The sequence below is a fragment of the Nonomuraea sp. NPDC050540 genome (assembly GCF_044457485.1).
Taxonomy (GTDB): domain Bacteria; phylum Actinomycetota; class Actinomycetes; order Streptosporangiales; family Streptosporangiaceae; genus Nonomuraea.
Genome location: NZ_JBITHA010000001.1, coordinates 111,385 through 129,370, shown reverse-complemented (window position 1 = coordinate 129,370; position 17,986 = coordinate 111,385). Strand labels below are relative to the sequence as shown.

Genomic DNA, 17,986 nt, shown 5'->3' with positions numbered 1-17,986 from the left:
GAAGCCGGGATCCGCGCGTTGACCCGGACATGCGTAGCTCCTTCTTCGGCAACCTCGACCCCCAGCAGGCGCAGGGCTCCTTCGCGCTGCAGAACACCAAGATGCTGCGGGTACGGCTGCCGCAGGAAGTCCTGGCCCGCCAGGGCTCCATGGTGGCCTTCCAGGGCCAGATGACCTTCGACTACGAGGGCTCGGGCGGCGTGAGCAAGCTCTTCAAGAAGGTCATGACCGGTGAGGGCGTGCCGCTCATGCGGGTGAAGGGCGAGGGCTTGCTCTACCTCGCCGACAACGCCGACGACATCCACCTGTTCTACCTGGAGAACGAGGGCCTGACCGTCAACGGCCGCAACCTGCTGGCCTTCGAGCCGCAGCTGACCTGGGACATCAACCGGGTGCAGGGGGCGGGCGTGGCCGCCGGCGGGCTGTTCAACACCACGGTCACGGGCGCCGGCTGGGTGGCGGTGACCGCCCACGGCAGCCCGGTGATGCTGGACGCGGGGCAGGCTCCGACGTTCGCCGACGGGCAGTCCGCGGTCTGCTGGAGCGCGGGGCTCCACGTGGGCGTCAACCGCACCTTCAAGGCGGGAGCGCTGATCGGGCGGGGCAGCGGCGAGGCCATGCAGCTGGCCTTCCAGGGGCAGGGCTTCGTGCTGGTGCAGGCCAGCGAGGGCCCGCCGATTCCGTCGGCTTCCTAGGCACTCAGCTTTTCGCACAAATCCCAGACGGCGTCGCGGACGCGCTCGTCCAGCACGGTCCTGGGCCACGGGCGGCGCCGCAGGTTCTGGCCGAAGTAGGCGCCGCTCACGCCGTCCACCTCCGCGCTCGCGGCGAGGTGGACGCTGGAGCGCGCGGGCTTGGCCAGGTCGCCGAAGGCCAGCGGGGCGATCAGCCTGACCAGCGGCGCCAGGGGCCGGTAGACGTAGGGGAAGGCGGACATCGCGGTCCGCCGGTTCATCGGGGTGTCGCCGTGGCCGGGGTAGACGACGTTGACCGCCACGTCGTGCTCGCGCAGCCGTTCCGCCATCCGGTGGCTCATCGCCATGAGCATCGTCTTGGTGTGGTTGTACTGGCTGAACGTCCAGCCCAGGAAGCGCTTCTCCGCCTGCAGGTTGTCCAGCTCGATCGGGGCGCCGGGGATGCCGCCGGTGACGTTGACGACCCGGCCGCCGCCGCGCAGCAGCGGGAGCAGTTCCCAGGTGAGCGTGTAGGGCGTCAGGACGTGGGCGGCGAACATCGTCTCCACGCCGTCGGCGGTCAGCCGCCTGCGGCCGGTGTTGGCGCCGGCGTTGTTGACGAGCGCGTCGAGCCGGCCGCCGCGCTCGCGTACGCGTGCGGCCAGCTCGCGCAGGCCGCGTAGGTCGAACACGTCGGCGGTCATGGCCTCGGCCCGGCCGGCGCCGCGGGCCAGCTCGGTGGCGGCCGCCTCCGCGCGGCCGGGGTCGCGGCCGACCAGGATCACGTGCGCGCCGCGGGCCACCAGGGCACGCGCCGTCTCCTTGCCGATGCCCGCGGTGCTGCCGGTGATCAGGACTGTCTTCCCGTGCATGCCATCTCCTCATCAGAGCGATGACCTAAAAGTGGCATTCAGTGCCACAAATGTCAACGGGTATACTTCGGGCATGACGGGATTGCGGGAGCGGACCAAGCGCGCGGTGCGTGCGGAGGTCGTGGAGGCGGCCAGGGGGCTGTTCGCCGAGCGCGGCTTCGACGAGACCACGGTGGACGACATCGTCCAGGCCGCCGGCATGTCCAAGCGCAGCTTCTTCCGCTACTTCCCGGCCAAGGAGGACGTGGTCCTCGGCGAGATCGACTTCATGGGCGAGCGGATCGCCGCGGAGATCGCGGCCCGCCCGGCCGAAGAAGACGCCTGGACCAGCCTGAGCACGGTGCTGCGTACGTGGGAGCAGCGCATCGACGACGAGCGGCAGGCGCTGGAGCGCCTGCGGCTGATCGAGTCGAGCCCGTCGCTGCGGGCCCGCTACCACCAGAAACGGGATGAGACGCGCGAGCAGATCGCGCGGGCGGTGGCCGCCCGGCCGGGGCTGGACCCCTTCACCGCCGACCTGCTCACCGCGGCGGCCGGGGCCGCCCTTGACTGCGTGGCGCGCGCCTGGACGCGCTCCGACGGGCGAGCCGACCGGCTCGCCCTCGTCGACCAGGCGTTCGCGCTGTTCGCCCCTACACGGGCAGGACGCTGACGTCCCCGGAGCCGGCCTTGACCGAGACCTTGCGGGTGGCGGACGGGTCGTTCTTCACCGAGACGTTGGCGTCACCGGAGTCGGCGACGGCCTGGATGGCGTACGGCCCCGCGGGCAGTTCGAGCACGGAGTTGCCGGAGCCGGTGACCAGGTTCACCTCGTCGGGGGCGGCGGCGTAGGTCAGCTTGGTGTCACCGGAGCCGGTCTTCACCGAGACCGTCTTGCCGAGCAGTCCCGTGCCCACCAGATCCCCCGAGCCCACGCTGGCCACGATCGGCCCGGTGACGCCCTTGAGCGCGATGTCGCCGGAGCCTGTCTCCAGGTCGAGCTGGAGACCCTTGGGCACCTCGATCTTGTAGTTGACGCTGCAGTTGTCCATGGCCGCCGGGCATTCGTACTTCATGACCAGCGTGTCGCCCTCGACCTTGTGCTCGGTCTTGGGCTTGTCGGAGTTCCACTTCAGCGTCTCCACGACCTTGATGGCGCCGCCGGTGCCCTCGCGGATCTCGGTGTCGCCCGAGCCGCCGGCCAGGCGGAGCTTCACCACCTTGTCCGTCACCGAATAGCCGGCCGTCTCCTCGTTGGCCGCCTTGCCGATGTTCTGCAGCCCGCACCCGGTCAGCAACACCGCGGAGGCCAGCAGGCCGCCCGCCAACACCATCGTCTTCATGACCGTCATCCTGTCGAACCGGGCCGGCACCCCGCATCCGGGTACACCCCTGACCCGCCCTCGGGGGAACCCCGGAGGTCAGCCGCGGATGCGGGCCGTGATGCGGTCCACGTCACGGCGTTCGGCCTCCGGCAGGGGCGCCCCCGCCGACGCGCGCAGCCGGGAGGCCTGCTCCAGGAGCTCGGCGGCCTCGGCGTTCTCTCCCGCCAGTGACCGGGCCCCGGCCAGGCCCTCCAGGGCGAGCGCCTTCGCGCGGGGATCGCCGCTGCTGTGCGCGGCGGCCAGCCCCGCCTCGTGCAGCCGGCGGGCTTGGCCGGCGTCGCCGCGCAGCTCCGCGACGAAGCCCAGCTCGGCCAGGAGCAGGGCCACGCCGTAGTCGGCCTCCAGCGCGCGGGTCCACTCCAGCCATCGGTTCAGGTGCGCCTCGGCGTCGTCGAGCCGGCCCTGTCGGCGGGCCACCATCCCCAGCCCCACCTCGGCGAACTGCACCCCGAACGTGTGCGAGCGCTCCTGGGCCAGCCGCAGCGCCCGCTCGTGGTGGCGCACGGCCGCCTCGTAGTCGCCCGTCAGCATGGCGATGCGCCCGAGGCCGGACAGCCGGAAGGAGACCTCAAGGAACAGGCCGACCTCCTCGGCGATCCGCACCCCCTCGGCGTGCAGGGCGGCGGCCCGCTCGTAGTCGCCGTTGACCTCGGCCAGGAAGCCCAGCGTGTCGCCGATCTGGACCTGGCCCCAGCGTTCGCCGAGCCGCCGGAAGCGGCGCGCGCTGTCGGAGCCGTGACGCTCCAGCGCGGCCAGGTCGCCGCGGAAGGTCGCCTGCCCCGCCTTGACGGCGAGCACGGCGGCCAGGCCCCACGCGTCGCCGGTCTCGGTGAAGTCGTCCAGGGCGACCTCGGCCAGCTTCTCGCTGGCCGACAGATCGCCGAAGTTCAGATGCGTGAAGGCGAGGAACCACGCCGCCGTCCCCCGGGCCCCCGGGTCGTCCGCGAGCAGGTCGAGGGCGCGCCGGCTGCGCTCGCAGCGATCCTCGCCGTCGGCGTCGAGCAGGGCGAAGCCGGTGTGCCAGGCCAGCACCCGGCCGTCGGCGGTCAGCTCCAGCACCGCGCCCATCACCCGGTGCGCCTCCCGGTGGCGTCCCCGCAGATACCAGTACCAGGCCAGCGCGGTCACCAGCCGCGCCGCGAGCCCGGCCGCGCCCCGGTGCAGCGCCTCGTCCAGGACGTTCCTGAGGTTGGCCGACTCGTCGTCCAGCCGGTCCAGCCAGCGCCGCTGGTCTTCGCCGTACAGGTACGGCGCCGCCCGCTCGGCCAGGTCCGCGTAGTGGTCGTCGCGACGGCGGTGTACCTCGTCGAGCTCGCCGGCGGCGCGCAGCCGTTCCACGCAGTAGGCCGCGACGGACTCCAGCAGCCGGTAGCGCGCCCCGTCCGCGGTCACGACCAGCGAGCGGTCCACGAGCCGCGACAGCAGGTCGAGAACGTCGTCCGCGGCCACCTCCCCGCCCGCGCAGACCTCCTCGGCCGCCTCCAGCGTGCAGCCCTCCGCGTGCACGGCCAGGCGGCGCAGCACCACGCGTTCTGGCTCGCTGAGCAGCTCCCAGCTCCAGTCGATCATCGCGCGGAGGGTGCGCTGGCGGGCGGGGGCGTCGCGCCGGCCGGACGCCAGCAGACGGAACCGGTCGTCGAGCCGCTCGGCCAGCCCGCGTACGCCCAGCGCGCGGACCCTCGTGGCGGCCAGCTCCAGCGCGAGCGGGAGGCCGTCGAGGCGGCGGCAGATCGCGGCGACGGCGGCGGCGTTGTCCTCGTCGAGTACGAACCCCGGCGCGGAGGCGGCGGCTCTGGCCACGAACAGGCGTACCGCTCCGGCCTCGCGCAGGGTGTCCAGGCCGGCGTCCGGCTCGGGCGCGCGCAAGGGCGGCACGGCCATCAGGACCTCTCCGGTCAGGGCCAGCGGCTCCTGGCTGGTGGCCAGCACGCGCAGTTCCGGCACCTCGCGCAGCAGGATGCCCGCCAGCTCGGCAACGGGCTCGATGAGGTGCTCGCAGTTGTCCAGGACGAGCAGGGTTCCCCGGCTCCGCAGCGCGCCGACCAGCCGCCGGGTGATCCGCGGCATCTCGGCCGCCGGGCTCTCGGGGGTGGGGGCCTCGTCGCGGATGTCGAGGGCGGTGGCGATCGCCTCGGCGACCTCGGCGGCGTTCGCGCTCGCCGGGCGGTGCCGTCCCGCGAGCTCGACCACGAGCGCGCCGGCGAGGCCCCCGGCGGCGGCCAGCGCGAGCCGGGTCTTGCCCACGCCGCCGGGGCCGGTGAGCGTGACCAGCCGCGCCGTGCCCAGCGTCGCCCTGACCTCGGCCACCTCCTGGTCCCTGCCGATCAGCTCCGACGGGGAGATCGGCGCATGGGGCCGCAGACGGGGCGCGTGTTCGAGGATGGCCTGGTGGAGGGCGGTCAGCTCGGGGCCGGGGTCGAGGCCGAGCTCCCCGGCCAGCTGGGCGCGCAGGTCGGCGAAGGCGGCCAGCGCCTCGGCCTGCCGGCCGGAGAGGTACAGGGCCCGCATGTGGGCCGCGCGCAGGCGCTCGCGCAGCGGGTGGGCGGCGGCGAGCTCGGCCAGCTCACCCGCGAGCGCCGCGTGCTCGCCCAGCTCCAGGCGGGCCTCGGCGCGTTCTTCCAGCGCGGTCAGCCGTTGCTCTTCGAGGCGGGCGACCGCGGCCGTGGCGAACGCCTCGTCGCGGAAGTCGGCGAAGGCGGGGCCGCGCCACAGCGCCAGCGCCTGGCCCAGGATCGCGGAGCGCTCGCGCGGGTCGGCGCTGGCCCGGCCTTCGGCCAGCAGCGCGGTGAAACGGCCGCTGTCCACCGAGTCCGGGGCGGCGCGCAGGAGGTAGCCGGCGGGGCCGTACGCCACGAGGTCCTTGACGCCCAGCGCCCGCCGCAGCTGCGAGACCTTGCCCTGCAGCGAGTTGGCCGGGTCGCCCGGCAGGTCCTCGCCCCACAGGTCGGCGGCCAGGCGGTCGGCGCTCACCGGGCGGCCGGGCTCGACGAGCAGGTCGGCCAAAAGCGCGCGGACCTTCGCCTCGGGGACCCGCACCGGCTCGCCGCCGTCCGTCCACACCTCGAGCGGGCCGAGCACCCCGAAACGCATGGCGTCCAACCTACCCTCAGACGGCCCTCAGCCGACCGTCAGCGCCCCGGGCCACCCTGACCGCATGAGAACCGACATTGAGCCCAAAGCCGGTCCCAAGGAGTGGATCGGCCTGGCGGTCCTTGCTCTGCCCACGTTGTTGCTGTCGCTGGACGTCACGGTGCTGCACCTGGCGGTCCCGCACCTGGGCGCGGACCTGAAGCCGTCCAGCACCCAGACGTTGTGGATCATCGACATCTACGGGTTCATGATCGCCGGCTTCCTGGTGACGATGGGCACGCTCGGCGACCGCATAGGACGCCGCCGGCTGCTGCTGGCGGGTGCGGCGGCGTTCGGGGCCGCGTCGGTGCTGGCCGCCTACTCCACCAGCGCCGAGATGCTGATCGCCGCCCGCACGCTGCTGGGGGTGGCCGGTGCCACGATCATGCCGTCCACCCTGTCCTTGATCAGCAACATGTTCCGGGATCCGCGCGAGCGCGGGCTGGCGATCGGGGTGTGGGCGACGATGTTCTCGGTAGGCATCGCGCTCGGGCCGGTCGTGGGCGGGCTGCTGCTGGAGCACTTCTGGTGGGGGTCGGTGTTCCTGCTGGGCGTTCCGGTGATGGCGATACTGCTGGTGGCGGCGCCGTTCCTGCTGCCGGAGTTCCGTGACCCGGGGGCCGGGCGGCTGGACCCGCCGAGCGTCCTGCTGTCGCTGGCGACCCTGCTCCCGATCACCTTCGCGATCAAGGAGCTTCCCGTGTACGGCCCGCGTCCGCTCCCCCTGATCGCCCTGGCGGCCGGGCTGGCGGCGGGAGCGGCCTTCGTGCGCAGGCAGCGGCGGCTGGCCGACCCCCTGCTCGACCTGAGGCTGTTCGGCGACCGGGTCTTCCGCGGCGCCCTGCTCATCATGCTGATCAGCCTGGCCACGCTGGGCGCCGTCTACCTGTTCGTCACGCAGTACCTGCAACTGGTCGCCGGACTGTCGCCCCTGCGGGCGGGCCTGTGGCTGCTGGCTCCGGCGGTCGGCCTGGTCGTGACCTCCATGGCCGCGCCGCTGCTGGCCAGGCGGATTCCGGCCGGGCACGTGCTGGCCGGGTCGCTCGTGCTGTCGGCGGCGGGGTTCGCGCTGATGACGCAGGTGACGGCGGCGACGCCGCTGTTGCTGCTGGCCGCCTTCTTCCTGCTCTACGTGGGCTCGGGGCCGGTCAGCGCGCTCAGCACCGACCTGGTCGTGGGGGCGGCGCCGCCGGAGAAGGCGGGGGCGGCCTCGGCGCTCGGCGAGACCAGCGGCGAACTGGGCCTCGCGCTGGGCATCGCGATCCTGGGCAGCGTCGGGACCGCGGCCTACCGGGGCGCCATGACCGGCTCGCCCGCCCTGGACGGCGTGCCGGCAGCCGCCGCAGAAGGAACGCGCGAGAGCCTGGCCGCCGCGGTCGCGACGGCCGGCGGACTGGAGGCGCCGCTCGCCGGGCAGGTGCTGGGGGCGGCGAAGGAGGCGTTCACCGGCGGGCTCACCACGGTCGCGGCGATCGGCGCGGTGCTCATGGCGGGGGCGGCCGTGCTCGCGGTGGTCACCCAGCGCCGCTCGTGACGTGTCACAGAAAGGGCCCGGACCTCCTCTTGGCGGTCCGGGCCCTTCAGGCGTCGGTCAGGACTGGCGGCCGCTGGTGGCGGCCACATACTGCAGGTCCTGGTTGGGCAGGCTGGACTTGACCTCGAACGGGGAGACGACCTTGGCGGTGGTCTTCCCGGCCCGCACGATCGAGGCGCTGTGCCTGCCGTACGCCAGGGGGAAGGTCGTGGCGGTGATCCCGGCGGCGACGTCGGCCTTCTTGGCCGCCCCGCCGATGGCGACCTGCACGGTGGCGGCCCCGGTCAGGAAGGCGAGGACCTCGACGGTGTCGCGCGGAGTGCTGGTGCCGCCCCTCGGGACCATGAACTTGGTCTGCGAGCCGCCAGAGGGCCGTTGCGCCGCCTTCTGCAGGCGGTGCGTGAGGTAGACGGTGTCACGGACGATCGCCGGCGTCTTGCCGGTCTTGAACTTGGTCAGGTAGTAGGACGTGAGGTCCAGGTACGCGCCGCCGTTGTGCGTGGACGGCGTGAACTGGGTGCCTTCCGAGAAGTCGTTCCAGGTGGTGAGCTGCACCCAGTCGGCCCCGCCGGTGATGGACTTGTCCCACGTCAGGCGGAGGTTCTCGGTGTTGTTGGCCTCGTCGTAGATGCCCTGGTTGGGCCGCTCGTCCTGGACGGAGACCGGTTGCATCCAGATCTTGCCCAGATCGTGGGCGAGGTTGATGTTGGAGGCGATGCCCGCCTGCTGCGCGGGGCTGCGGTTGCCCCAGTTGGAGAAGCCGTAGCTGATGGGCGCGTACGCCTTGGCGTGGGTGGAGAAGTTCAGGAAGACGGGCACGAACGCCACCTTGACGCTGTGCTTGGCCTGCATGATGTCCATGAACTCCTTCCACCACGAGACCGGCTGGTTCTCCGCCTTGAACGGTGAGACGACCAGGCGCTTGTCGGCCAGGCGGTAGACGGTGGAGTTCTGGGCCAGCTCGGCCATGGAGGCGGCGAGCTGGGCGGGGGTGACGCTCTTGAGGCCGTTCATGTCCGGCATCAGGACGATCTTGAAGCCGGGGTCGACGTTCTTGGCGGCCTGGACGAGCAGCTTGAGCCGGGTCCAGTGCTGGCTGGTCAGCGAGAGGACGTCGACGGTGAAGCCGTCGAGCCCGGCCGTCCTGGCCAGGCGGATCTCGCTCTCCATGTCGGCCAGTTGCCAGTCGCCGGTCTTGGGCGCTCTGGGCAGGGGGCGGTCGCGCAGGAGCCCGCCGTAGGCGGCGTGCTTGCCGCTCTCACCGGCCGGGTTGAGGTAGTTGCGGGCGTAGTAGTCCTCGGCGCCCGCCTTGTTGTCCAGCGAGATCGGGTACGGCGTGAAGTAGTGCGCGAACACCTTCTTCTCCGAGGCCCGCAGCGTGCTGATCGCCGGAAGGTCGAACGGCAGCGGCCCGGCGGGCACCGGCGGCTTGTCCGCGGCGGTGTAGGTGATGACCAGGCGCGGCGGGACGGCGCCGGTGGCGGTGGCGCGCGAGGAGTGGAAGACGCCCTGGACGCCGCCGGTGCTGGTCAGCGCGAAGGCGTACGTGCCGTCGCCGGTCACCGCGCCCGGCAGGTCGATCTTGGCCTGCTGGCCGGCGGTGAAGCCGGTCCTGGTGCCGGCGGTGGCGCCGAGCGTGGGCCGGTCGGTGTAGAGAACGTGCTCGTCCCATGCGGACGTGGTCTTGCGCACGGCCAGCGCCGTGTCGGTGGTGCGCACGGAGTGGATCTCCAGCGCCGCCTTGACCTCGGCGCCTTCCGGGATGCCGGTGACGTTGAAGCGCACCAGGCCGAAGCGCTCGTTGCCGGCGCCGTTGAAGGCCGACATCCAGGTGAAGTCCGCGTGATCCGCCGTGGGACTGGTCTCGCTGACGTAGGTGTCGGCGGAGGCCTGCACTGTTACGGTCTTGGGCTCGGCGGCGGCCTGTGCGGAGGCCGGCGGAGCACTCATGATCGCGACGGCCATCGCCATGACAGCGGATAACCAGGGCTTGCGCAGCATGTGATCTCCGGGGTGTGGGGTTTGCTGCGCGTGATCTTATTGCCCGCCTTGCCATGAAATGACCCGAAATATCAACATCCGGTCAGCCGTTTCTCCGCGGAGTACTATGAACAAAAAACCAGATTGTTCATACGGAAGGAGGCACGATGAGGGACGACCTGCCGCGCATCACCGTGGGCCAGGGCCCGCCCCTGGTGGTGCTGCTGTTCACGCCTCGGGCAGCCAACCCCGCCGGGCTCGCCCGCTGGTCGGCGATGCGGATGCTCAAGCCGTTCACCGAACACTTCACCGTCCACCTGCTCAACCGCCCGCCGGGGCTGGCCCCCGGCACGACCATGGCCGAACTCGCCGCCGTCTACGCCGGCGGCTTCGACGGCCCCGCCCGGGTGCTGGGCGTCTCCACGGGCGGCTCGGTCGCGCAACAACTCGCCGCCGACCACCCCGACCTGGTCGAACGCCTCGTCCTCGCCGGTACGGCAGGCACGCTCGGCCCGATCGGCAAGCGCGCCCAGCGGGCCTACATCGACCGCGCCCGCCAGGGCAGACGCCCCAGCCCGGCCCTGGCCGAGCTCGTCACCCCGTCACCGCTCGCCCGCGGACTCCTGTCCGGCCTCCTGTGGCTGTCCGACGGTTCGGCCGACCACTCCGACGCCGCCACCATGCTCAACGCCGAGGACGGCTTCGACCTGCGCGGCAGGCTGGCCGACATCAAGGCGCCCACCCTGCTCGTCCACGGCGAGAAGGACGTGGTCTACCCGCTGGAGCTGGCCAGGCAGACGGCCGCGGGCATCCCCGGCGCCCGCCTGATCGTCTACGCGGGCCGAAGCCACAGCGCCACGTTCACCGACCGCCGCTTCGCCCCCGACGCGCTGGCCTTCCTCACCTGAACACCGAACACTCACCTGATCACAGACCCTCACCTGATCGCCGAACCCTTCTCCGGCGCCACCCTGCGCAGGGTCAGCACCCTGCGGCGGCGTGAGGCGGCCGTCCTGATGAACGACCCGGCCTGGTTGACGTGCGGGAACGGGAGGGCGGGCGCCGCCGTACCCAGGAACTCGCACAGCGGCGCCCAGCCCTCGCGCACGTCGAAGACCAGCAGCCGATCGGCGGGCACCTCGGCCATGACGGCGTCGTTGTGCCGGCGGAAGACCTCCATGGCGTGCTCCGGCTCGCCGAACCGGCCGCCGAAGGTGTCCTCCCAGATCAGCCGCTGGGCCAGGGCGCGGCGCCTGGCCAGCGACGGGTAGAACGCGTCCTCCAGCCGCATGACCAGGCCGCGCACGCCCGGCTTGCGGGCCATGAAGTGGTAGATGGTGCGGTGCGCGCTGGCGTACCAGCGGGCGGGGTCGCGTACGGTCAGCACGATCTTCGCCTTCGGGAACGCCCCGGCCAGTTCCCGCCAGAACGAGCAGGCCGGCCAGTCGCAGGCGGCCCGGAAGCCGGTCAGCAGGTCCGGCCAGTCGACCGCCTCACCCCGCACGGCCGCCTCCCACCTCGGGATCAGCTCCTCGCGCTCGCCCAGGGACGACATGTGGTGGCAGGGCCGGTACCCGAGCGCTTCCAGCGCCAGGCGCAGGGAGTAGGTACCGGTCCGCCCCATGCCCGCGCCGATGACCTCGACCATGAGACCGCTCCTCTCATGGTGCACAACGGGCGGGCGCGGAATCCGGTTCAACATTGAAGGAGTTGACGTGGACGTCAAGGGTCGTTCATCCGCGCTTCAGCGAATGGACGCCGGGCATCGCTAGCTTCCGGGTGCCATTGCCACACTTTTGATCGTTAGGAAGCGTCGTGTCCCGTTCATTGATCGCCGGGCTGGCTGCCGCGGCCGCCCTCACCACCGTCGCGGCCGCCCCCGCCGAGGCGGCGCCGCGGCCCAAGGTCACCTCGGACGTCGTCCTGCCCGCGCCCGCCCTGGCCGACTTCGAGAAGGGCCTGGTCCAGGACGACCGCGGGGTCAAGCTCGGCGGGATCGGCAGCGGCCTGTACCCGGCCGGCCGGCGCGGCGACTACTGGATGGTGACCGACCGCGGCCCCAACGGCGAGCCGAAGGTCAACGGGGAGAAGCGGCGCACGTTCCCGGTGCCCGAGTTCGCGCCGGCCATCGTGCGCGTGTCCGTGAAGAACGGCAAGGCCGCGATCACCAGGACGATCACGATCAAGAACACCGACGGCACCCCGATCACCGGCCTGTCCAACCAGTCCGGCCACGACGAGGTGCCCTACGGCTGGGACGGGCAGGAGGAGCTCGCCTACGACCCGGGCGGCCTGGACACCGAGGACATCGTGCCCGACGGGCGCGGCGGCTTCTGGCTGGTCGACGAGTACGCGCCGTCGCTGGTGCACGTCGGCTCCGACGGGCGCGTGCTGACCCGCTACGTGCCGAAGGGCCTCGGGCTGAAGGGCGCGAAGTACCCGGTGAAGGAGACGCTGCCCGCCGTACTCGCCACCCGGCAGCAGAACCGCGGCTTCGAGGCCGTTGACGTGTCACGCCGCGAGAACGCGCTGTACGTGGCCGTGCAGAGCCCGCTGGCCAACCCGGACAAGAAGACCGGCAAGGCCTCCGGCACCGCCCGCATCCTGCGCGTCGACCTGCGTACCGGCCGGCCGACCGGCGAGTGGGCCCACACCATGGAGAACGTCGCCACCTTCGACCCCAAGGCCGAGCAGGGCGACATGAAGATCTCCGCGCTCACCGTGCTGTCGCCCGGCCGCCTGCTGCTGCAGGAGCGTACCGACGCCGTCGCCCGCCTCTACACCGTTGACCTGCGCCGCGCCACCGACCTGGCCGGCGGCGGCCACGACGACCCGGCCACGAAGCCGTCGCTGGAGTCGGCGCTGCCCGCCTCGGTGAAGCCGGCCAAGAAGGAGCTCGCCGTCGACCTGGCGGCCATCCCCGGCCTGCCCGGCAAGATCGAGGGCGTGACCCTGCTCGACCCCAGGACCCTCGTGATCGCCAACGACAACGACTTCGGTCTCGGCACGTTCGGCGAGGACGGCCGCCTGATCGACTCCGGCGTCAAGAGCCACCTCGTCACCATCCGCCTGCCCCGCCCGCTGCGCTGACCGTTCCTCTGCACCCGGAAACATCACCCTCTGTTACCTGCTGCGACGCCAGAATCTTTAGGAAAGTTTCTTGATTGTTGGCGGATCGTGAGTCAAGCTTGATCTTGATCATGAAGCGGTGGCCCGCACCCCGCGGGCCACGCAAGCACGCAGGAGGACGCTTGATGCACACGAGAAGGCTCGGTCGTGCCGGAGTCGCCGCCGTCGCCGCGACGCTGACGATCCTGGGCGCCGGCACCATGGCACACGCCGAAACCCCCGCCTCCGCGCCGAGCGCGGCCGTCGCCTGCCAGCCTTCGGGTGCGCTGGCAGTCGACGGCGCCGAGCTCGACGTCAACAGCCCCGCCCCCGGAACCGGCAACTGCTTCACCTTCACCGGCCAGGTCGGTGACAACCTCACCGTCGGCATCTACCTGCCCGGCGGCGCCGGCGAGCGGATCGGCTTCCACAGCAAGCTGATCGTCCGTGACCCGTCCGGTCAGGTGGTCGCCCAGTACCAGGGCGGTCACCCGCAGGTTCAGGCGATCTACCGCCTGGCCGTACCCACGCTGACGACAGCGGGCACCTACGAGGTCGAGGTCGCCCCGATCACCGCCGACGGCCTGCTGGCCGCCCGCGTCCTGCTCAACTCGGTGACCGACCTCGGCAGGGTGAACATCGACGGCCCCGGCAAGCTGGTCCACCTCAAGCGGATCGGCCAGGAGCAGCGCATCACCTTCGCCGGCACCGCCGAGCAGTGGGTCCAGCTCGACCTGGCCGGTTTCGACTTCGAGACCGGCACTCCCGGGCGCGAGGCGGGCGTCTGGTTCGAGATCTGGAACAAGGACCAGACCCGGCTGCTCTTCCGCGACGTGCTGCGCGCCAGTGGCCGCCGCGAGCTCGGCCCGCTGCGCGTCGGCGGCGACTTCGTCATCCAGGCGTGGTCGGTGTGGGGCTCCGTCGGCGGTGTGACCGTCTCGGTGCCGAGCATGCCTCCGCAGAAGTAACCTGCTGAACCGTGCGACGGCCGTCCCTCCGGGGCGGCCGTCGCCGTCTACCGTCACCATGACGGATTCGCCGGCCCCGCCCTGGTCCGTAATTTCTTCCTCAGAAGGAAACACGACCTCGAAAGGACCGCGCCATGGTCACCACCACCGCCCCCGCCACCACCACCGACGCCAAGCTGCTGCGCTTCGCGCTCCGCCTCGACGCGATCGGGACCGGCGCCAACGGCCTGCTCTACCTCGGCGCCGCCGCCGTCTTCGGCGGGATGTTCGGCCTGCCCGCCGCGCTCCTGTACCCGATCGGCGTCTTCCTGGCCGCCTTCGGCGCCGTCCTGCTCGTCCTCGCCGCCCGGCCCGCGATCAGCAAGGCCGCCGTCGGAGTCGTGATGGCGGTCAACGTCCTCTGGGTGCTGGCCAGCGCCGAAGCGCTGATCGCCGGCTGGTTCCCGCTGACCGCTCTCGGCACCGCGCTGGTGATCGCCCAGGCCGCCGCGGTCGCGGGCTTCACCGCTCTGCAGTACGCCGGTCTGCGCAGGGCCTGAGCCGCCCTACCATCGAAGATCGTGAAGGATCTCGAACTGCTCCGCCAGGAGATGCGGGTGCAATGGGACATCGACGGCCGGGACCGCATCCGGGGCGGCGGCGAGGACCTGGCCGTCGCCGTGGCCCCCGACGGGACGATGGCGGCGGCGGTGGCCGAGACCGTGCCGGACGAGAAGGCGCGCCCGCTGCTGAAGAGGGTCACGGACGGCCCGCCCCCGCCTCCCGGTCGCCCGCCCGCGCTCGCGCCCGGCGCGACGGTGTCCGGCGGCCCCTGCTACCTGGTCTCCCCGCCGGTGCGCGGCGACGTCCACGTGGACGTGCTGCGCTCCGACCGCCCGGCCGACGCCGACCTCGTCCGGGACCTGCGGCCGGGCAACTGGGAGCCGGAGGAATGGGCCGACCTCGTCGGCGGCGGCCAGGGAGCGCCGTGGGCGATGGTCGTCTCGGCCGGCCGGGTGGTCTCCATCTGCCACACACCACACCGGACGGCCGCCGGAGCTGAAGCCGGCACCTGGACCGCGCCCGGCTTCCGCGGCCGGGGCTACGCCGCCGCCACCACCGCCGTCTGGGCGGACCTGCTGGCTCCCGGCTGCCCGCGCCTGTTCTACAGCACCACCGCCGCCAACCGCTCGTCGCAGCGGGTGGCCGAACGGCTGGGACTACGGCACATCGGGTGGATCTGGCGGTTCGAGGGGCTCTAGGGTCATGCGGGTGGGCGAACCGTTCGGGCAGTTCGGGCAGTACACGGCCATCGAGGTTCTCGGCGAAGGCGGTCAGGGCACCGTCTACCTGGGACGAGCCCCCGACGGCACGCAGGTGGCCATCAAGGTGTTGCTCGGCCAGATCGCCCGCGACGACGACGCCCGGCGGCGCTTCCGGCGCGAGGCCGAGGCGGCCCGGCGGGTGGCGCCGTTCTGTACCGCGCGGGTCCTCGACGTCGGTGTGGCCGCGCGGCCGTACATCGTGAGCGAGTACGTCCCGGGACCCTCGCTCGACGCCCTCGTCCGCCGCGACGGACCCCGCACGGGAGGCGGGCTCCAGCGGCTGGGCGTGGCCACCCTCACCGCCCTGGACGCCGTCCACCGCGCCGGGATCGTGCACCGCGACTTCAAGCCCAGCAACGTGATCATGGGCCCGGAGGGGCCTGTCGTCATCGACTTCGGCATCGCCAGGGCGCTCGACCAGACGGCCACCAGCGGCGTGCTGGGCACACCCGCGTTCATGGCGCCGGAGCAGTTCGGCGGCCAGGGGCTCACGGGGGCGGCCGACCTGTTCAGCTGGGCCGCCACAATGGTGTACGCGGCCACCGGTCGGTACCCGTTCCGCGGCGAGACGATGCCCGCGCTGATGCACGCGATCCTGACCACCGAGCCGGACCTGTCCGGCGTACCCGGCGAGCTCCTGCCGTTGCTGCGGGCGTGCCTGGCCAAGGAACCCGGCCGGCGCCCCACCGCGGCCACCGCCCTGGGCACGATGACGGCGCTCCCCGCGACGGGCCGGCCGACCGTCACGGCACCGTCACCGCCTGCTGCCCCGCCGACCATGGCCGCTCCGGTGCCGCAGGCTCAGGCCCGGCCGGCCATCGCCGCCCAGGTGCCACAGCCGGCCGTCGACGTTCCGGTGCCGGAGGCGGCGTCCGGTCCCCCTGGCGCCGATTCCCGTCATCACGCCCCGGCGGCCGGGATGACGAGTCTGGCCGGGGCGGTGTTCGCGCTGGTGGCCGTCGCGCCACTGCTCTACTACAGCGTGCTGTTCGCCCTGGCCACCCTGGAGCACGGCCCGGCCGGTTCGGCGGAGCCGTACCCGCTGGACATGCCCAGGGCGATCGCGTTCTCGGTCGTGGTCTGCCTGCTCTGCGTGGCGGTGCACCACGTGTCCATGGCGGCGGCGCTCATCGGGCTGCTGCACATTCCGTTGTCTGTGGTCTTCGCGCTGCCGTCGCTGCCGGGGGCGACGCGGGCGGCGTTCAGGGAGATGGCCGGGTTCGACGTGATGGCGCTCGTGTCGCTGTCGTCCGTGCTGACCGCGCTGGTACTGCTCGCCACCGCGCTGCCGCAGTGGCGCTGGAGCCGGCTGGTCGCGGCGCCCGCCGTCGCCGGGAGCGCCCTCATGATGATCGGCGGCCTCACCGGCGTGCTGGCCGAGCTCCGGCTGGCCGGGCCGCGGTCCGGCGCCTACACCACGGAGGCGCTCGGACGGCTGGCCATCGGCCTCTGGGCGCTGGCGGCGGCGGGGATGGTGGTGGCGCAGGCCGTACAGGCTAGACGGCGATCTTCCGGGCCGCGCCCTTTCCCGCCCGCAGCACCAGCAGGGCGGGCGTGAGCAGGGTCCACGCGCCCAGCGTCACGCTCGTGACCATCGACTCCAGCTGAAGCAGGTCGTAGAGGACGTCAGGGAGCGAGCCGGGCAGGCGTACGACGAGGAAGCCGAGGGCCTCGACGGCCACCAGGCCCCCGGCGGCCACACCGAGCAGCGCGACCACCAGGCTGAAGCGCCACAGCAGGAGCGCCGACACCGAGATCATCAGCCCGATCAGCACCCCGGGCACGACCGCCAGCAGGAACGCGGGCAGGTCGTTGTCCCCCAGGGCGAACCCCCAGAAGACGAACACCAGCGCCGGTAGCACCGTCATCGCCATGCAGATCGCCGCGCCCACGCTGTGCCGCCAGGCCGCGACGGCGTAGGCCGGGATGTACAGGAGCAGCGACACCACGCTGATCGTGAGCCAGGAGGTCATGCTCAGGAACGTCTCGTAGTCGTCGTCGATCCAGTCCGCCACGGTCTCGAAGGTCTGGCCGAACAGGCTGAGCGCGACCACCGCGCCGCAGATCAGCGCCGTCACCGCGGCGATCCGGTGAACGACGTCGGCCGCCGGGCGCCCGGCCCTGGCCACAGGCGCCGGCGGCTGCCACGGCGGCGGCCCGGCCTCCAGGCGGACCGTCCCGGCGGCGGGCACCGTCCGCGGCCCGGAGACCGGCACCGGCACCGTGGGCATGGCCTGCGGTCCCGAAGGCGCCCCGGTGAGCGTGGACAGCAGCCCGTCGGCGGTGGGCCGCTGGGCCGGATCCTTGTTCAGGCACGCCTGCAGCAACGGCCGGAGATCGTGGGGAACGCCGGACAGGTCCGGTTCCGCGGTCAGGATGGAGTGCATCAGGGACGGCATCGTGTCCCCCTTGAACGCCTGCTCCCCCGTGGCCGCGAACACCATCGTGCTGGCCCAGCTGAACAGGTCGGCCGCCGGCCCGGCCACCCCGCCGGCGAACTGCTCGGGCGCCATGAACGCCGGCGTCCCCATCACGCTGCTCGTGGCCGTCTGGTCGAGCGCCCGCGCGATCCCGAAGTCGATGACCACCGGCCCCTCGGCGCCCATGATCACGTTGCCCGGCTTGAAGTCGCGGTGCACCACACCGGCCCGGTGGATCGCGGCAAGCGCGGTGAGCGTGGCGACGGCCAGCCGTTCCAGCCCGCTCCCGAACCGCGCCCCGTCGCCCTTGACCATCTGCTCCAGCGACGGCCCCGCGATGTGCTCACTCACGATGTACGGCCGGCCGTCCGCGACCCCCACATCCAGCACCCGGGCGGTACAGAACGGCGCCACCCGCCGCGCCGCCTCCGCCTCCCGCAGGAACCTGCGGTGCGCGTCCTCGTCGGCCACCTGGGCGTGAAGCACCTTCACGGCCGCCTTGACCCCGGCGCCGTCCTCCCCCAGATACACCGATCCCTGCCCACCGCGGCCGAGCACTCCGCTCAGCGAGTAGACGGCGATCTGACCAGGGTCCGCGGCGGCGAGGGGCAACACGCAGACGACCTTAGTGGC

At 72.4% G+C, this 17,986-nt stretch carries 15 protein-coding genes; 9 read left to right on the top strand and 6 right to left on the bottom strand.

The genetic code is table 11. The features are described from left to right. Window positions 1-29: 29 nt before the first annotated feature. The gene (locus tag ACIBI5_RS00655; RefSeq protein ID WP_397241741.1) at window positions 30-695 is read left to right on the top strand and encodes an AIM24 family protein; all 666 of its coding nucleotides are present in this window, start codon (window positions 30-32) and stop codon (window positions 693-695) included. Here ACIBI5_RS00655 and ACIBI5_RS00650 read toward each other — a convergent pair. Beyond that, window positions 692-1,546: an SDR family NAD(P)-dependent oxidoreductase gene (locus tag ACIBI5_RS00650; RefSeq protein WP_397241739.1), complete on the bottom strand. Its 855-nt coding sequence runs from the start codon at window positions 1,544-1,546 to the stop codon at window positions 692-694. The two genes, ACIBI5_RS00655 and ACIBI5_RS00650, sit on opposite strands and share 4 nt — an antisense overlap. A gap of 73 nt (window positions 1,547-1,619) precedes the next feature. Between ACIBI5_RS00650 and ACIBI5_RS00645 the strand changes: the two genes are divergently transcribed. Next, window positions 1,620-2,198: a TetR family transcriptional regulator gene (locus ACIBI5_RS00645; RefSeq protein ID WP_397241737.1), complete on the top strand. Its 579-nt coding sequence runs from the start codon at window positions 1,620-1,622 to the stop codon at window positions 2,196-2,198. Here the strand turns inward: ACIBI5_RS00645 and ACIBI5_RS00640 are convergent. Both ACIBI5_RS00640 and ACIBI5_RS00635 read right to left on the bottom strand, forming a co-directional pair. After that, a complete protein-coding gene (locus tag ACIBI5_RS00640; protein ID WP_397241735.1) occupies window positions 2,179-2,868 on the bottom strand; it encodes a DUF4097 family beta strand repeat-containing protein in 690 nt (229 codons plus the stop codon). The two genes, ACIBI5_RS00645 and ACIBI5_RS00640, sit on opposite strands and share 20 nt — an antisense overlap. Before the next feature lie 78 nt (window positions 2,869-2,946). Continuing rightward, window positions 2,947-6,000: a BTAD domain-containing putative transcriptional regulator gene (locus ACIBI5_RS00635; RefSeq protein ID WP_397241733.1), complete on the bottom strand. Its 3,054-nt coding sequence runs from the start codon at window positions 5,998-6,000 to the stop codon at window positions 2,947-2,949. Window positions 6,001-6,064: 64 nt separating this feature from the next. On the opposite strand from ACIBI5_RS00635, the gene ACIBI5_RS00630 reads away from it, so the two are divergent. Further along, window positions 6,065-7,573, top strand: coding sequence for an MFS transporter (locus ACIBI5_RS00630; protein WP_397241731.1), 1,509 nt, complete (start codon window positions 6,065-6,067; stop codon window positions 7,571-7,573). 57 nt (window positions 7,574-7,630) lie between these two features. Here the strand turns inward: ACIBI5_RS00630 and ACIBI5_RS00625 are convergent, their stop codons facing one another. Then, window positions 7,631-9,574, bottom strand: coding sequence for an endo-1,3-alpha-glucanase family glycosylhydrolase (locus ACIBI5_RS00625; RefSeq protein WP_397241729.1), 1,944 nt, complete (start codon window positions 9,572-9,574; stop codon window positions 7,631-7,633). A 146-nt stretch (window positions 9,575-9,720) separates the two neighbouring features. Between ACIBI5_RS00625 and ACIBI5_RS00620 the strand changes: the two genes are divergently transcribed. Next, a complete protein-coding gene (locus tag ACIBI5_RS00620) occupies window positions 9,721-10,461 on the top strand; it encodes an alpha/beta fold hydrolase (protein ID WP_397241727.1) in 741 nt (246 codons plus the stop codon). A 29-nt stretch (window positions 10,462-10,490) separates the two neighbouring features. Here the strand turns inward: ACIBI5_RS00620 and ACIBI5_RS00615 are convergent, their stop codons facing one another. Next, window positions 10,491-11,201 carry a sulfotransferase family protein gene (locus tag ACIBI5_RS00615; protein WP_397241725.1) on the bottom strand — a complete coding sequence of 237 codons (711 nt, stop codon included), beginning with the start codon at window positions 11,199-11,201 and terminating at the stop codon, window positions 10,491-10,493. Between the two features lie 167 nt (window positions 11,202-11,368). Between ACIBI5_RS00615 and ACIBI5_RS00610 the strand changes: the two genes are divergently transcribed. The 5 genes from ACIBI5_RS00610 (at window position 11,369) to ACIBI5_RS00590 (ending at window position 16,491) form a co-directional block, all read left to right on the top strand. Beyond that, window positions 11,369-12,643, top strand: a complete 1,275-nt coding sequence (locus ACIBI5_RS00610; RefSeq protein WP_397241723.1) for an esterase-like activity of phytase family protein — start codon at window positions 11,369-11,371, stop codon at window positions 12,641-12,643. Between the two features lie 164 nt (window positions 12,644-12,807). Continuing rightward, window positions 12,808-13,629, top strand: a complete 822-nt coding sequence (locus ACIBI5_RS00605; protein ID WP_397241721.1) for a hypothetical protein — start codon at window positions 12,808-12,810, stop codon at window positions 13,627-13,629. A 134-nt stretch (window positions 13,630-13,763) separates the two neighbouring features. Then, window positions 13,764-14,168, top strand: a complete 405-nt coding sequence (locus ACIBI5_RS00600) for a hypothetical protein (protein ID WP_397241719.1) — start codon at window positions 13,764-13,766, stop codon at window positions 14,166-14,168. Between the two features lie 21 nt (window positions 14,169-14,189). Further along, a complete protein-coding gene (locus ACIBI5_RS00595) occupies window positions 14,190-14,870 on the top strand; it encodes a GNAT family N-acetyltransferase (RefSeq protein ID WP_397241717.1) in 681 nt (226 codons plus the stop codon). A 10-nt stretch (window positions 14,871-14,880) separates the two neighbouring features. Further along, a complete protein-coding gene (locus ACIBI5_RS00590) occupies window positions 14,881-16,491 on the top strand; it encodes a serine/threonine-protein kinase (RefSeq protein WP_397241715.1) in 1,611 nt (536 codons plus the stop codon). Here the strand turns inward: ACIBI5_RS00590 and ACIBI5_RS00585 are convergent. Continuing rightward, window positions 16,430-17,968, bottom strand: a complete 1,539-nt coding sequence (locus ACIBI5_RS00585; protein ID WP_397241713.1) for a serine/threonine-protein kinase — start codon at window positions 17,966-17,968, stop codon at window positions 16,430-16,432. The genes ACIBI5_RS00590 and ACIBI5_RS00585 overlap by 62 nt on opposite strands. Between the last annotated feature and the right edge of the window lie 18 nt (window positions 17,969-17,986).